The organism is Microbispora catharanthi (assembly GCF_006334915.2).
Lineage (GTDB): Bacteria > Actinomycetota > Actinomycetes > Streptosporangiales > Streptosporangiaceae > Microbispora > Microbispora catharanthi.
In genome coordinates this window covers 34515-47632 of sequence record NZ_VDMA02000024.1, presented here as the reverse complement: position 1 = coordinate 47632, position 13118 = coordinate 34515, and the positions used below count along the sequence as shown (strand labels likewise).

General features: G+C 71.6%; 15 protein-coding genes. 3 read left to right on the top strand and 12 right to left on the bottom strand.

From position 1 onward, the window contains the following. Positions 1–42: 42 nt before the first annotated feature. Genes FH610_RS34275 through FH610_RS34265 form a run of 3 tightly spaced genes read right to left on the bottom strand, consistent with a single transcriptional unit; the run spans position 43 to position 3067 of the window. The gene (locus tag FH610_RS34275) at positions 43–339 is read right to left on the bottom strand and encodes an acyl carrier protein (protein WP_139579389.1); all 297 of its coding nucleotides are present in this window, start codon (positions 337–339) and stop codon (positions 43–45) included. Continuing rightward, complete coding sequence (locus tag FH610_RS34270) at positions 336–2009, bottom strand: fatty acyl-AMP ligase (RefSeq protein WP_139579388.1); 1674 nt, start codon at positions 2007–2009, stop codon at positions 336–338. The genes FH610_RS34275 and FH610_RS34270 overlap by 4 nt, the downstream gene beginning before the upstream one ends. Continuing rightward, positions 2006–3067 (bottom strand): SDR family oxidoreductase, encoded by a 1062-nt coding sequence (locus FH610_RS34265; RefSeq protein WP_161628144.1) that lies wholly within the window; start codon positions 3065–3067, stop codon positions 2006–2008. The genes FH610_RS34270 and FH610_RS34265 overlap by 4 nt, the downstream gene beginning before the upstream one ends. A 74-nt stretch (positions 3068–3141) precedes the next feature. Here FH610_RS34265 and FH610_RS34260 point away from each other — a divergent pair, with 74 nt between their 5' ends. Next, positions 3142–3699: an EF-hand domain-containing protein gene (locus FH610_RS34260; protein WP_139579386.1), complete on the top strand. Its 558-nt coding sequence runs from the start codon at positions 3142–3144 to the stop codon at positions 3697–3699. A gap of 108 nt (positions 3700–3807) precedes the next feature. On the opposite strand, the gene FH610_RS34255 is transcribed toward FH610_RS34260, so the two are convergent. From FH610_RS34255 to FH610_RS34235, 5 genes are all read right to left on the bottom strand, one after another. Then, positions 3808–4359, bottom strand: a complete 552-nt coding sequence (locus tag FH610_RS34255; protein ID WP_139579385.1) for a TrmH family RNA methyltransferase — start codon at positions 4357–4359, stop codon at positions 3808–3810. Continuing rightward, a complete protein-coding gene (locus FH610_RS34250; protein ID WP_139579384.1) occupies positions 4356–4985 on the bottom strand; it encodes a class I SAM-dependent methyltransferase in 630 nt (209 codons plus the stop codon). Before FH610_RS34250 ends, FH610_RS34255 begins: the two co-directional genes overlap by 4 nt. Before the next feature lie 133 nt (positions 4986–5118). Next, positions 5119–6066 carry a VWA domain-containing protein gene (locus tag FH610_RS34245; RefSeq protein WP_139579383.1) on the bottom strand — a complete coding sequence of 316 codons (948 nt, stop codon included), beginning with the start codon at positions 6064–6066 and terminating at the stop codon, positions 5119–5121. Then, entirely contained in the window at positions 6063–6983 is a 921-nt protein-coding gene (locus FH610_RS34240; protein ID WP_139579382.1) for a DUF58 domain-containing protein, read from the bottom strand. The genes FH610_RS34245 and FH610_RS34240 overlap by 4 nt, the downstream gene beginning before the upstream one ends. Then, positions 6980–8023 (bottom strand): AAA family ATPase, encoded by a 1044-nt coding sequence (locus tag FH610_RS34235; RefSeq protein WP_139579381.1) that lies wholly within the window; start codon positions 8021–8023, stop codon positions 6980–6982. Before FH610_RS34235 ends, FH610_RS34240 begins: the two co-directional genes overlap by 4 nt. A 125-nt stretch (positions 8024–8148) precedes the next feature. Here FH610_RS34235 and FH610_RS34230 point away from each other — a divergent pair, with 125 nt between their 5' ends. Continuing rightward, positions 8149–8901, top strand: coding sequence for a hypothetical protein (locus FH610_RS34230; protein ID WP_240809369.1), 753 nt, complete (start codon positions 8149–8151; stop codon positions 8899–8901). An 8-nt stretch (positions 8902–8909) separates the two neighbouring features. Here the strand turns inward: FH610_RS34230 and FH610_RS34225 are convergent, their stop codons facing one another. Beyond that, on the bottom strand, positions 8910–10133 hold the full coding sequence (locus tag FH610_RS34225; protein WP_139579379.1) for a beta-ketoacyl-[acyl-carrier-protein] synthase family protein: 1224 nt from the start codon (positions 10131–10133) through the stop codon (positions 8910–8912). 256 nt (positions 10134–10389) lie between these two features. Between FH610_RS34225 and FH610_RS34220 the strand changes: the two genes are divergently transcribed. Continuing rightward, positions 10390–10830: a GNAT family N-acetyltransferase gene (locus FH610_RS34220; protein ID WP_205826274.1), complete on the top strand. Its 441-nt coding sequence runs from the start codon at positions 10390–10392 to the stop codon at positions 10828–10830. Between the two features lie 42 nt (positions 10831–10872). On the opposite strand, the gene FH610_RS34215 is transcribed toward FH610_RS34220, so the two are convergent. The 3 genes from FH610_RS34215 to FH610_RS34205 form a co-directional block, all read right to left on the bottom strand. Continuing rightward, positions 10873–11280: a YciI family protein gene (locus FH610_RS34215; protein ID WP_139579460.1), complete on the bottom strand. Its 408-nt coding sequence runs from the start codon at positions 11278–11280 to the stop codon at positions 10873–10875. A 31-nt stretch (positions 11281–11311) separates the two neighbouring features. Next, positions 11312–11809: a pyridoxamine 5'-phosphate oxidase family protein gene (locus tag FH610_RS34210; protein WP_139579378.1), complete on the bottom strand. Its 498-nt coding sequence runs from the start codon at positions 11807–11809 to the stop codon at positions 11312–11314. Positions 11810–12086: 277 nt separating this feature from the next. After that, positions 12087–13115 carry an NAD-dependent epimerase/dehydratase family protein gene (locus FH610_RS34205; RefSeq protein WP_139579377.1) on the bottom strand — a complete coding sequence of 343 codons (1029 nt, stop codon included), beginning with the start codon at positions 13113–13115 and terminating at the stop codon, positions 12087–12089. Between the last annotated feature and the right edge of the window lie 3 nt (positions 13116–13118).

Here is a 13118-nt window from a genome sequence, read left to right as displayed (position 1 = left end):
TGTCATCTTCGGGGCGGATTTCCCGCTTCGGCGTGTCGCGGTTCAGTCCGTGTCCGCCGGCCCTTGTCCGGTTCGGTCTCCTGACAGGAGGTCGGCCAGGTGGGCGGCGATGTCGTCGATCGTGGGGTGATCCCAGGCCAGGGTCGGCTCGACCAGTAGGCCGACGGCCTCTTCCACGTCGACGCACAGACTGAGCGCGTGGATCGAGTCCAGGCCGTACGCGCGGAGCTTGACCGTCGGGTCGATCTCCGCGGGTGGCCGCCGGAGATAGACGGCCACCCGCTCGATCAGCCATCGGCGCAGGTCGGCGTGGGGCCCCGGATCGGGGACGGCGGTCATGCGACGGTCTCCAGCAGGTCGTTGAGCGCGGGTTCCAGTTCGGCGTACAGCGGGGTGAGGGTTCCGCTGAGGAACAGCTCCCGCATGTGGCGGCGGCGAAGCTTGCCGCTGGTGGTCTGCCGCACCGCGCCGCGGGCCACCAGCATCAGGCTCAGCGGGACGCCGAACTCCCGCGTCACCTGATCCATGACCCGGTCGGCCGTCTCGCCGAGGTCCCCCGGCTGTCCCCGCCGTATCTCCTGGACCAGTACGACATGTTCCCCGCCGTCACCGCGGCGGACGCCGAAGGCGGCGCTGCGCCCCGCGGCAGGGTTGGCCCGCGCGGCCGCCTCCTCCAGGTCCTGCGGGTAGAGGTTGCGGCCGTTGATGATGATCACATCCTTGATCCGCCCCGTCACGTAGAGCTGGCCGTCGAGCAGGAACCCCAGGTCCCCGGTGCGCAGCCAGCGGCCGTGCTGTGCGGAATCGCCGGCCCGGAAGGTGGCGCGGGTCTCCGCCGGGCGGCCCCGGTAGCCGAGGGCGACGCTGGGGCCCGAGACCCAGATCTCCCCGATCTCGCCGTCGGCGAGGGGGCGGAAGCCGTCCGGATCGACGATCCGCAGGTCGAGCCCGGAGACCGGGCCGCACGCGACCAGGGGCGTCCCCTCGGGCAGCGGGACCGCCCGATGCCGTTCCAGCGCGGAGGGGTCGAACCGCCGCACGGTCACGCCCTGCCCCTGGGGCACGCAGGTGACCATCAAGGTGCACTCGGCCAGGCCGTAGCCGGGATTCCAGGTGGTCGGGCGGAAGCCGGCGGGAGCGAACCGCCGCTCGAACTCGGCGAGCGTGCCGGCCCGGATCGGCTCGGCACCGCTGAGGGCCATGGTCAGCGTGGACAGGTCCAGACCGGCGAGTTGCTCGTCGGTGACCCTGCGGGTGCACCAGGCGTACCCGAAGTCCGGCGACACGGTCCAGTCCGCGGAGTACCGGCTGATCAGCTCCAGCCAGCGCACCGGCCGCGCGACGAACGCGGCCGGTGACATGAACACCAGGTCGGCGCCCGCGTGGAGCGCCTGTAATTGGAGGCCGACCAGGCCCATGTCGTGGTAGTGGGGCAGCCACCCGGCCAGCCGCCGCACCGGCGTGTTCCGGGCCAGCAACCGGAAGAGCTCCAGGTTGTGCAGCAGGTTGCCGTGTGAGACCTCGACTCCGCGCGGGTCGCTCGTCGAGCCGGAGGTGTACTGCAGATAGGCGATGGTGCCGGCGGTCATGGCGGGCGGGGTCCAGGCGTCCGGATCGGCGACGGCGGGATCGGCCACACAGGCAGAGAAGCCGGACAGCTCGGCCGCGTGCGCGGAATCGGTCAGGACCAGCCGCGCGCCCGCGTCCCGCATCAGTGCCCGCACGCGGTTCGCGTGCGGTGCGCCCGCGTCCGGCAGGGGAGCGGGGATGGCCGGCACCCGGGCGTAGAGACAGCCGAGGAACGCGACGGTGAACTCGAGCCCCGCCGGGTAGAGCAGCAACACCGGCTGATCGGTCAGGCCGCGTCCGGCGAGCCACACGGCGGTGGCGCGCGCCCGCCTGTCCAGTTCGGCGAAGGTGAGCCGGGCCGGGCTGCCGTCGTCCCGCACGAAGACGAACTCCCGATCGTCGCCCAGACGGGCCCGTACGTGTGTGACGAAGTCGGTCATTCGGGCAGCCCCTCCCGTACATACCAGGAGACCAGCCGGTCGAGGGTCGAGAGAGTGACGGCGGGCGGGGCCGTCGCATCCCGCCACTCGAAGTCGTAGTGGTGCCGGAAATAGGTCGCGGTGTATTTGGCCCGCATGTTGACCACCGCCTCGAACCGGCTGAACGGCCTGTCGCGGATCTCTTCGGGCGTGGCGGGAACCAGTTCGATCGGCAGGTGGGCGTTGATCACGTCGAACAGGTCGCGCACCGGCACGGTGGCTCCGCTCACCAGGTGGGAGACCGGACGCGCCCGGTCCGCGGCGGCGAGCGCGAGCAGCCGGGAGACCGTGGTGTCGACGGGGGTCAGATGGAGGTTGGCGTCCGGATGGCAGGGGAGGCGGACCCGTTCCCCGGGCGTGCGCCGGGCGAAGAAGGCGATCACCCGGAGGAAGTCGTACAGGCCGTAGTCGGTCAGCGCCCGCCCGGTGCGGGAGTGCCCGACCATCACGCCCAGCCGGGCCACCAGGGCGGCGCCCTCGCGGACGGACCGCGACCGTGCCAGCGCGATCTCCGCTTGGCGTTTGGAGTATTCGTAGAAGTTCCGGAACCGGTCCGGCGGAGCCTGCGACGGCCAGTCCTCGGGAACGGGGCCCTCGGTGTCGAGCCCGCACTGATAGGCCGTCCCGACGAGGACATAGCGCGAGCCGGGCCGGGCGTGCCGCTCGTACGTCGCCAGCGTGTTGGCCGATCCCGTCACGTTCACGTTCAGGAGCTCCTCCTCGCGGCGGGGGAAGAAGGTGACGAGCGCCGCGACATGCCAGTAGGTGCAGGGCTCGGCGAAGACCTCGGTGACAGGAAGGCCGAGGTCCGGCTCGTCCAGCGCCAGCCCGCGCACCCGGAGGCGTCCCGCCGGGGACTCGTCGAAGCCGAGGCAGCGCAGCGCGTCCGCGACCCGGCGGCGCACCACCTCGGCGGAGGCGCGGGCGAGGGCGATCACCTCGTCGCCCCGGGCCAGCAGTGAGCCGATGAGATGAGAGGCCACGAAGCCGTTGGCCCCGTCGATCACGTGAACCCGCACCACGGCACCTTCCCACAATCGGTAGCGGAAGGTAAAGTCACGGTCGCTCACGGTAACAGGACTGGGGAGGGCCCATGCTCAACGACCTGCAGCAGCGCAAGCTGACCCATCTGTTCACGCTTCTGGACGTGGACGACGACGGGACCATCGACAAGATGGACTACACCGCCTCGGCCGACCGGCTGGTGAACGCGTTCGGGTTCGCGCCGGGCTCCACGCAGTCGCAGCGGGTCCGGGACCGGTACGCGAGGCTGTGGGACGAGGTCACCCTGCCCATGGACACCGACGGGGACGAGCGCGTCGAGCTGAAAGAGTTCATGGCCGGGTTCCATCGGTTCGTCACTCAGCCCGAGGCGGGCTACCACACCCACGTCGCGCCGGTCGCCGACGCCTTCTACGACCTCATGGACACCGACGGAGACGGGAGGATCACCCGGACCGAATACCTGCGGATGGCCGCAAGCGCCTTCCGCATGTCGGAGGCGAACGCCGCCGCCGCGTTCGAGCATCTCGACCTGGACGGCAACGGCTCACTGAGCCGGCAGGAGCTGCATCTGGCCAACGAGCAGTTCTTCCGCAGCCCGGACGCGGAGTCCCACGGCAACTGGCTGTTCGGTCCGCTTCCCGAGTAGGGCCGAGCCGCCGTACGGCAGGGGAGAGGGCTCGCGGCGCGGCCGGCCGCGAGCCCGCACGTCGTGCGCTGGTCCGGGCGCGACGCCGGGGGCCGTCTCGGGGGGCGGCTACCCGGCGGACGACGCCCATTCCTGCCGCCTGGCCTCCGCCATCGCGATGGCCGCCGCGACCGCCACGTTGACGGAGCCCACCCGGCCGACCTGGGGGATGTAGGCCACCGAGTCGGCCGCCTCCAGGCAGGCGGGGGAGCAGCCGTGGTCCTCGCTGCCGAGCACCAGGCAGACATCGCCGTCGAGCTTGGCCTCGTGCAGGGGAACGGCGTCGCCGGTCAGCTCGACGGCGACCACCCGGAACCCCTCCTCCCTGGCCGCGCGTACGGCCTCGGTCACCGGGACCGGCTCGTGCCACTCGACCAGACGGTCGGTGCCGAGTGCGGTCTTCTGGGCCTTGGGGTTGGTGGGCGGGGTGGCGTTGCCGGCCAGCCAGACCGTCTCCACGCCGAAGGCGGCGCCCGTACGGAAGATCGATCCGATGTTGAAGGGGCCGGTCACCGATTCGAGGATCAGCGCGAGACGGCCCTCGGTGTTGCGGCGCCAGGTGCGGTTGAGCCGCTTGACGTCGGTCGGCTTGAGCTGCCTGCGCGGGTTCGGAGTGCTCATCGCTCCTTGCTTTCTCGCTTCTGGACCTCGGCGGGACGCGCGTCGACCCGCAGTACGCGGTAGGCGGACCGGGAGGCCAGCCGTGAGGTGGGCAGGCCCTGGTCGCTCAGCCAGCGCTGCAGGGAGTCGGAGCCCAGGTGCTTCTGCACGACCAGGTACGCGCTGCCGTCGGGGGTGAGCCGGTCGAGCCACCGGGTGAGCATCTCGTGGAGCGCGGCCTTGCCGATGCGGATGGCCGGGTTCGACCAGATGGCCCTGAACCTGACGTCCGCCGGCATCTCGTCGACATGAACCGACCTTACTTTGTCAAGGCCGGCGCTCGTGGCGTTCCGCGCGCACAGCTCCACCGAGCGGCGGTTGACGTCGACGGCCCACACTGTGGCCCCCGGCGCCCGCGACGCCATCGTCAGCGCGATGGGCCCGTATCCGCATCCGAGGTCGAGCAGGTCGCCCTCGGCCGGAGGCGGGGGCACGGTCTCCAGCAGCACCCGGGTTCCCGGATCGATCCGTTCGGGGGAGAACACCCCACGGTCGGTCTCCAGTCGCAGGTGCAGATCCGGGAGGACCAGGGTGACCGAACCGGGCCGGCTGGCCGTCTGGGGGCTCTCCTCGAAGTAATGGGCCACGTGCCCAAACGTACCAACGCCGCGGACCTGTGATCTCCACGCGTGCGGTCCGTGCCGCGCGTCCGTGGCCCTGGCGTCATCGCCGTTCGGTGAGTTCGGGCAGGGGCCGGGCGGCCCCAGGGCGTCAGGCGGGTCAGGGGATGCGGGCGCCCAGCAGCATCGCCGCCGCGGCGGCCAGCAGGCCCGCGACGATCGCCGCGACGAGGAACCGCTGGGTGATCTCCTGGTGCACGACCTTGTAGCCGAGCGAGGTGCCGATCTGCGCGTACACGTCGCGCAGTTCGCTGCCCGACTCCGCGGTGTAGGCCCGGCCTCCGGTGCCGTCCGACAGCGACTTCAGCGTGGTCTTGTTGACCGGCACCTGCACCGCCCGGTTGTCGATCGTCACCGTGCCCTCGGGCGTGCCGTACGCGATCGTGGACACCGGCACCTTGGCGCCGACCGACGCCTCGACGGCCTCGTTGACCGACCGTCCGGAGGTGTTGTCGCCGTCCGACAGCAGCACGATGGCGGACGGGGGTGGATCGGTGACGGCCCGCTGGTCGAACGACCTGATCGAGTCGAGCGAGTTGAACACGGCCTCGCCGATCGCGGTGCCGGGCCGGGTGGTGAGGCTGGAGATCGCGGTGTTCACGGCGGCGTGGTCGGTGGTGGGGGAGATCACGACGGCGGCCGATCTGGCGAAGGCCACCACTCCCACGTTGAACCGCTCGGGCAGGTCTCTCACGAACTGCTGGGCGGCCTGCTTGGCCGCGACGAGCCGGGTGGGCGGGACGTCGGCCGACTCCATCGACAGCGACACGTCCACGGCGACCATGATGGTGGCGCGGTCGCGGGGCACCCTCACCTCGCCTGCGGGCCGGGCGGCGCCGAGCACCAGCAGGCTCATCATGACGAGGAACAGCACGGCCGGTAGGTGCCGCCGCCAGGTGGGCCGCTCGGGCGCCACGAGCGACAGCAGCGCGAGGTTCGTGAAGCGCACCGTGTAGCGGCGGCGCGCGAACTGCGCCGCGACGTACGCCGCGACCATCGCGGCGACCAGGACGAACAGCCAGAGCCAGCCGGGGGTGAGGAAGGTCATGCGCCCGCCTTCCTGTTCGCGGCCCGGCGCAGCAGGTGGGAGGCCCGCCGCTGGCGCAGCACGAACTCGGCGATGTCGAACACCCAGTCGCGATCGGTGCGCAGCACCAGGTGGGCCGCCCCGGCCTGGCGCAGCGCCGCCCGGGTCGCCCGGCGCTGCTCGGCCGCCGCCTCGGCGTACCGCTCCCTGAGCGCGGACGACAGGTGGACGCCGCGCGAGCGCCCGGTCTCGGGGTCGGCGAGGGTGACGAACCCGACGTCGGGCAGTTCCAGCTCGCGGGGATCGATGATCTCCACGGCGAGCACCTGGTGCCGCGCGGCCAGGCGGCGCAGCGGCGGCTCCCAGGAGTCGGGCGAGTCGAGGAAGTCGGAGACGACCACCCGCAGCCCGCGCTTGCGGTGCGCCGTCGCCATCATCTCCAGAGCCTCCCCGAGGTCCACCGCACCCTGCGCGGGCGGCGCGCTGAGCAGCGAGTGCAGCAGAGCGTACAGCCGGGGCCGGCCGGGCTTGGCCGGAAAGCGGTGCACGTCGTCGCCGTACAGGATGTGGGCGCCGAACCGGTCGCCCACCCGGCTCGCCAGGATCCCGATCGCCCCGACGGCGCTGACGACCAGGTCGCGTTTCGACATGTCGGCCGTGCCGAACTCCATGCTGGCCGACAGGTCGGCCACCGCCCAGGTCTCCAGCTCCCGGTCGGCGATCAGGTCCCGCACGTGCGGGACCGTCGTGCGCGCCGTCACCGCCCAGTCCATGCGGCGCACGTCGTCCTCGCCCGGCACGTACACGCGGGTGTCGCCGTGGTCGCTGCCGGGCCCGGGGATCAGCCCCTGGTGGCGGCCCTGCAGCAGCCCGTCCAGCCGCCGCACCACCGTCAGCTCCAGCCGCCGCAGCGCCTGGTCGGGGTTCGCCCCGCTCATCGCATGCCCTGGTTCCACACGACGAGCGGCGGCGGCACCGACTGCAGGACCCGGCGTACGACGTCGTCGGGGTCCACCTCGTCGGCCAGTGCGTCGAAGGTGAGCATCAGCCGGTGCGACATGACGTCGACCGCCACGTCGCGGACGTCGTCGGGCAGCAGGTAGTCGCGTCCGCGCAGCAGGGCCAGAGCCCGCCCGGCGGCGATCAGCCCAAGCGTCGCCCGGGGGCTCACCCCGATCTCGATCGTGTCCTGCAGGTCGGCCAGGCCGTAGTCCGCCGGGGTGCGCGTGGCCATGACCAGCCGTACGACGTAGTCGGCCACGAGCTGGTGGACCGAGACCTCCTCGGCCAAGTCCTGCAGTCGCACCAGCGTGGCCGGGTCGAGCACCGGCCTGGGCACGGGCGGGCGCACGCTCATCCGCTGGAGGATCTCCAGCTCCTCGTGCGCGCTCGGATGGGACACGCGCACCTTGAACAGGAACCGGTCGCGCTGCACCTCGGGCAGCGGGTAGACGCCCTCCGACTCGATCGGGTTCTGTGTGGCCAGCACGACGAACGGCCGGGGCAGCGGGTGGGTGCGCCCCGCGAGCGTCACCTGCCGCTCGGCCATCACCTCCAGCAGGGCCGACTGCACCTTCGCGGGAGCGCGGTTGATCTCGTCGGCGAGCAGGAAGTTGACGAACACCGGCCCGAGCTCGACGTCGAACCGCTCGGAGCTCGGGTGGTAGACGCGGGTGCCGACGATGTCGCTGGGCACCAGGTCGGGGGTGAACTGGATGCGGGCGAACGTGCCGCCCACGACGGTGGCCAGCGTCGAGGCGGCCAGCGTCTTGGCGACCCCCGGGACGCCTTCGAGCAGGCAGTGTCCCCGGGCGAGCAGCGCCACCAGCAGCCGCTCGACCATGTGCTCCTGCCCGACGATCACACGCCGGACCTCGGCCAGCGCCTCCCGCAGGGCGTCCAGCGGGGCCTCGCCCTCCTCCTGCTCCGTCACGCCCTCGCCGGGCTCCGGGTCACTGCGTTCATCGGCAACGGTCATGCTCGTTATTCAATCGTGACTCGGCTGGAGAATCCATTTCTCTCCCATTTGCCCGTCCCAGCGCGTGCCACACCCCCTGACGCGCCCGTGGGTTCCGGATGTGGGGGTGTGTTTTGATGTGGGGGATGGTCACTCCGCTGCAGTACGGCGACCCGCCCCACGTGGGGCCGTTCGCGCTGCAGGCGCGTCTGCAGACGGCCCCGGCCGGGCTCGTCTACCTGGGCCAGGCGCCCGACGGCCGGGTGGTGTCGGTGGCCGTCCTGTCCAGCGGCGCCGCCTTCGACGCCGCCGCGAGGGACCGGTTCGTCACCGCGATCAAGGACGCGCAAGGCCGGACGGGTGTACGCGGGTGGGGCGCCTCCTTGGTCGACCGGGTGCGCGGCAGGGTGTCCCCCGACACGCCTCCCGTCCTGGCGATGCAGGACGGGCCCGCGCCCTGGGTGGCCGTGCCGTACGTGCCGAACGGCCCGGGGGCCGAGCGGTTCCTCGACCCGGTCACCGTGTCCGGCACGCTGATCGGGCAGCGGCACGGCCCCGACTTCGCGCATTACTGGCTGGGCGACCGCACCCCCGCGCTGCCGGCCCCACCCGCGCCGCCCCCGCCGCCGGTGGCCACCCGGCGCTCGGTCGTGCTCGCCTCGACGCTGCTGGCCACGCTCGTGCTCGCGCTGCTGCTGGTCACCTGGATGCTGCTGTTCCGCGGCGAGGACGAGCCGGAGCCGCCCCGGCCGCTGCCGAACACGCAGTTCGTGCCCACCCCGCCGCCCGAGCCCGCCTCGCCCGAGCCGCAGCAGCCCACCCCCGGCCCGTCCGGCAGCGGCGACGGCAGCCAGAGCCCTTGGCCGGACGACCTCTTCGACGGCCGCGGCCCGATCTGACGCACACGTCAGGCACTGGTGAAGACCAGTGAGGCGTTGTGGCCGCCGAAGCCGAAGGAGTTGACCAGCCCGGCCGTCCAGCGGCCGCTGCGCGGCGCCCCGGCCACGAGGTCGAGCTTCACCTCCGGGTCCGGGTCGCCGAGGTTGCGGATCGCGGGGATCACCCCGTCGCGCAGGGCGAGAACGGTGGCGATCGCGCCCAGCGACCCGGCCGCGCCGCACAGGTGACCGGTCATCGACTTGATCGCGGTGACCGCGGGATGCGTCCCGATCGCCTCGGCGATCGACGCGTTCTCGGTCAGGTCGCCCGTGGGGGTCGAGGTGGCGTGGGCGTTCACGTGCCCCACGTCGAGAGCGTCCAGACCGGCGTCGGTCAGGGCGAGCCGCATCGCGCGCGCCTGTCCGGCCGCGTCGGCGGCGGTGATGTGGTGGGCGTCGGAGGTGACCCCGGCGCCGACGAGGGTGGCGTGCACCCGGGCGCCGCGGGCGGCGGCGAACTCCTCGCGTTCCAGCACCACCAGCGCGGCCCCCTCGCCCAGCACGAAGCCGTCGCGCCCCACGTCGAACGGCCGCGACGCCTCCTGCGGCGCGTCGTTGCGCGTGGAGACGGCCTTGGCCTGCGCGAACCCGGCCAGGGTCAGCGGATGGACGCACGCCTCCGCGCCGCCCGCGATGACCATGTCCGCGCGCCCGAGCCTGATGAGGTCCAGGCCCATCGCGATCGCCTCGGCGCCGGTGGCGCAGGCGCTCACCGGCGTGTGCGCGCCTCCGCGCGCGCCGAGCTCGATGCTGACCACCGCCGCCGGCCCGTTGGGCATCAGCATCGGCACCGTGTAGGGCGAGATCCTGCGCGGGCCGGACCTTTCGAGGATCTCGTTCTGGGTCAGCGTGGTCAGGACGCCGCCGACCCCCGTGCCGATCACCACGGCGAGGCGCTCGGGCTCGACGCCGGGCGCCCCCGCGTCCGCCCACGCCTCCCGCGCCGCGACCAGCGCCGCCTGCTGGCAGCGGTCGAGCCGTCGCGCCGCCACCCGCCCCAGCACCTCGGCGGGGTCCACCGGCAGCCGGCCGGCGATCCGTACGGGCAGGTCATCGGCCCAGTCCTCCTCGATCAGGCGGATGCCCGACCGTCCTTCCAGCAGGCCCGCCCAGGTGGTGGCCACGTCCGCGCCCAGCGGTGTGATGGCGCCCAGCCCGGTGACCGACACCCGCGCCCTGATCCCGTCTCCCATCGACGACCCCTTTTCTGTGATGGCCGCACCGACTCGTCCCCTACGGTGGTGGGCGAATCGCGCCGGAAGCTTCGGGTTTCCACGCTGTCAAAGCACCCCACCTCGGGCAGGCGTGACGATCAACCAAAAAGCCGTGGAAGATTTGTCGGTGCCGCGCAGCCCGCCATCGAGCCCCACTGCCGGCCACCGCCGCTCTCCACTGAATAGGCTCGGATGCGTCGCCACATGTCGAAAAGATCAGGGAGACCCGTAATTGGTGATCATCGCTCAAGAGACGGCGTTCGACGAGGCGGAGGTGTTCGAGCTCTACGACTCGGTCGGCTGGCACCCATGGACGCGCGATGTCGCTCGGGTGTGCCGGAGCATGGCCAACTCGCACCTGGTCATCACCGCCAGAGACGAGTCGGGCCAACTGCTCGGCCTGGCACGGACGGTGTCCGACGACGAGATCGTCTGTTATGTGCAGGAGCTGCTGGTCAACGCCCAGCACCACGGCAAGGGCGTCGGCCGCCTGCTGCTGGAGCACCTCAAGGACCGGTATGCGCATTGCCGCTACTTCGTCCTCACCACCGACCACGAATCCACCTCGGAAGGCCCCGCCAACCACGCCTTCTACCGTCGCCTCGGGCTGATCGAGCACCACGAGCAGGGCCTGTCGGCCTTCGGCCTGCGGGTGCGCGACCCGCGGAGCCTCTAGACCCTCTATTGAGGGTCCGCAGCAGGGACTCGTTCACGCGCGTCAGTCCGTGATGGTCGGAAGCTCGGTGAGGAACGGCCGCACCTCGAGCCACTCGTGGATCGGCTTGCCGCCGGCCCCTGGAGCGGCGGACAGCTCCCCGGCCAGCTCGACCGCGCGATCCCAGGACTCCACGTCGATGATCACCCAGCCGGCGATGAGGTCCTTGGTCTCGGCGAACGGACCGTCGGTCACCGGCGGGCGCCCCTCGCCGTCATACCGCACGAACGTGCCCTCGGGTGCCAGCGCCTGTTCGCCGACGTACTCACCCGTCTCCTCCAGGCGGGCCGCGAAGTCGCGCATGTACTGCACGTGCGCGTCGACCTCCTCCGGCGTCCACTGGTCCATCGGCACGTCGTTGACCGGTGCGGGAGCGCCCCGGTAGTGCTTGAGCAGCAGATACTTGGCCATCATGTTCTCCTCAGTGTGGTCGGGACCGTGTTCAGGCGCGCTCACGCTCGGCCCGCTGCCGGACCAGCTCCTCGACCGCGCTCGGCAGGGTCGTCTCGAAGTCGATCAGTTTCGCCCACGTCGGCGTCACCACGATCCGGACCATGCCGTCATAGAGCGAGCGGACCTCGGCCTCCCACTCGACCCGCTGCTCGGGCGTCATCTCGTACGAGCCGTTCATCTGGAGGTACTCGTCCGGGATGCCGTCGACGACGTCCAGTTCGGCCCGACCGCGGATCAGCAGGATCTTGGGCGGGTGCACCTCGGTGTCGATCGTCAGAGCGACCATCGGGTTCTCGCGCAGAGCCGGGAGCTTCGGGGCATTCTTCGTGGTGCACATGACGATCTCCGACCCGTTCCAGGTGAACGCGATCGGGACGTTCCGGGGCGTGCCGTCCTTGGCCACGTACGCCAGCCGGATCACGTCGCGTGCCAGCAGCTCTCGGCTGATCGGCCGGTCCAGAATCTCGGTGATCTCGCTCGCTCGCATAGCCGTCCCTCCAGGGTCGTTGTCGTGATCCGCCCCAGGGACGGAGCCGTCGGAGCATTCTCGACATCCGCCGGCCCCCGATTTCCCAAACTTTTCTGGCTGCCACCGCCATGGCAGCCATCCACACCGCCGAACCCGGCCGCCGCCAGCGCTCTCCGAAAAGGAGCGTGTCAGTGTCGGCTGGAACTTTCCCCACTCGCGCCGCCGAAGATGACATGCGTGGCGCAAGCGGTCTTCGGGGCCGGCTCCCGGATCGCGATGGCGGCGTCGGCGGCGGCTACCTGCTGAGTGCGTTGTTGGCGATGAGCGCGGTGGCGGTGTCGATGATGGTCTGCTCGGTGGGGCGGGGATGCCAGCCGAGCTGAGTGCGGGCCTTGCTGCTGTCGACGAGCCTTGTGCGGCCCAGCTCGGGGCGCAGCATCGCCATCTGCGGGTTCAGGTGGGCGAGGAGCTTGACGATGATGTCGGGCATGGTGCGCGTGGGCACCTTGGCGGCTTCGTCCGGGAGCTTTTCGCGCAGGGTCCGGGCGATGTCCTGGTACCACCAGAAGCTGCCCGACCCGAGGAAGCGCTGGCCTGCGGCGGTTGGGCTGGTCATGGCGAGTACGTGCAGTTCGGCGATGTCACGGACGTCGACGATGTTCCATCCGATGTTCGGCACGGCGGGGATCTCACGGGTGAGCAGGCGGCGGATGATCTCGACCGTTCCCGGTCTGTTCGACGCGCCCAGCATGGGGCCCTGCATGAACGTCGGAAGGACGGCGGTCAGTTCGAGCCCGGTGGCGGCGGCGAGATCCCATGCGTCGCGCTCGGCGAAGATCTTGGAGTCGGGGTACGCGCGAAGAGGGGTGCCGGACGGGGCGGTCCACACCGATTCGGTCGCGGCCGTGTCCGGGTCGCCGGTGTCGGCCGTGACGCCGGAGGAGGTGAGCACGGCGCGCTTCACCCCGGCGCGGGCGGCGGCGCCCAGGACGCGACGGGTGCCCTCGCGGGCGGTGGTGATGAGGTTCACGCCGGAGCCGAAGGGCATCGGCGAGGCGGTGTGCAGCACGTAATCGGCACCCGCGACCGCCTCGTCCCAACCGTCGTCGCGAAGAAGATCAACGGCCGCGAACTCGACGGCCCCGGCTGCCCGTCCGCCTGCCTGCTCGCCGACGGCAGCGCGCACCTGCTCCGCCTTGTCGAGGCCGCGCACGGTGGTGCGCACCCGGTAGCCGCGCTGGAGCAGGCCCGAGATCACCCAACCGGCCAGGTAACCCGTCCCGCCCGTGACAAGCACCGTCTCACCGGCGTGGCCGTCGCTCATTTA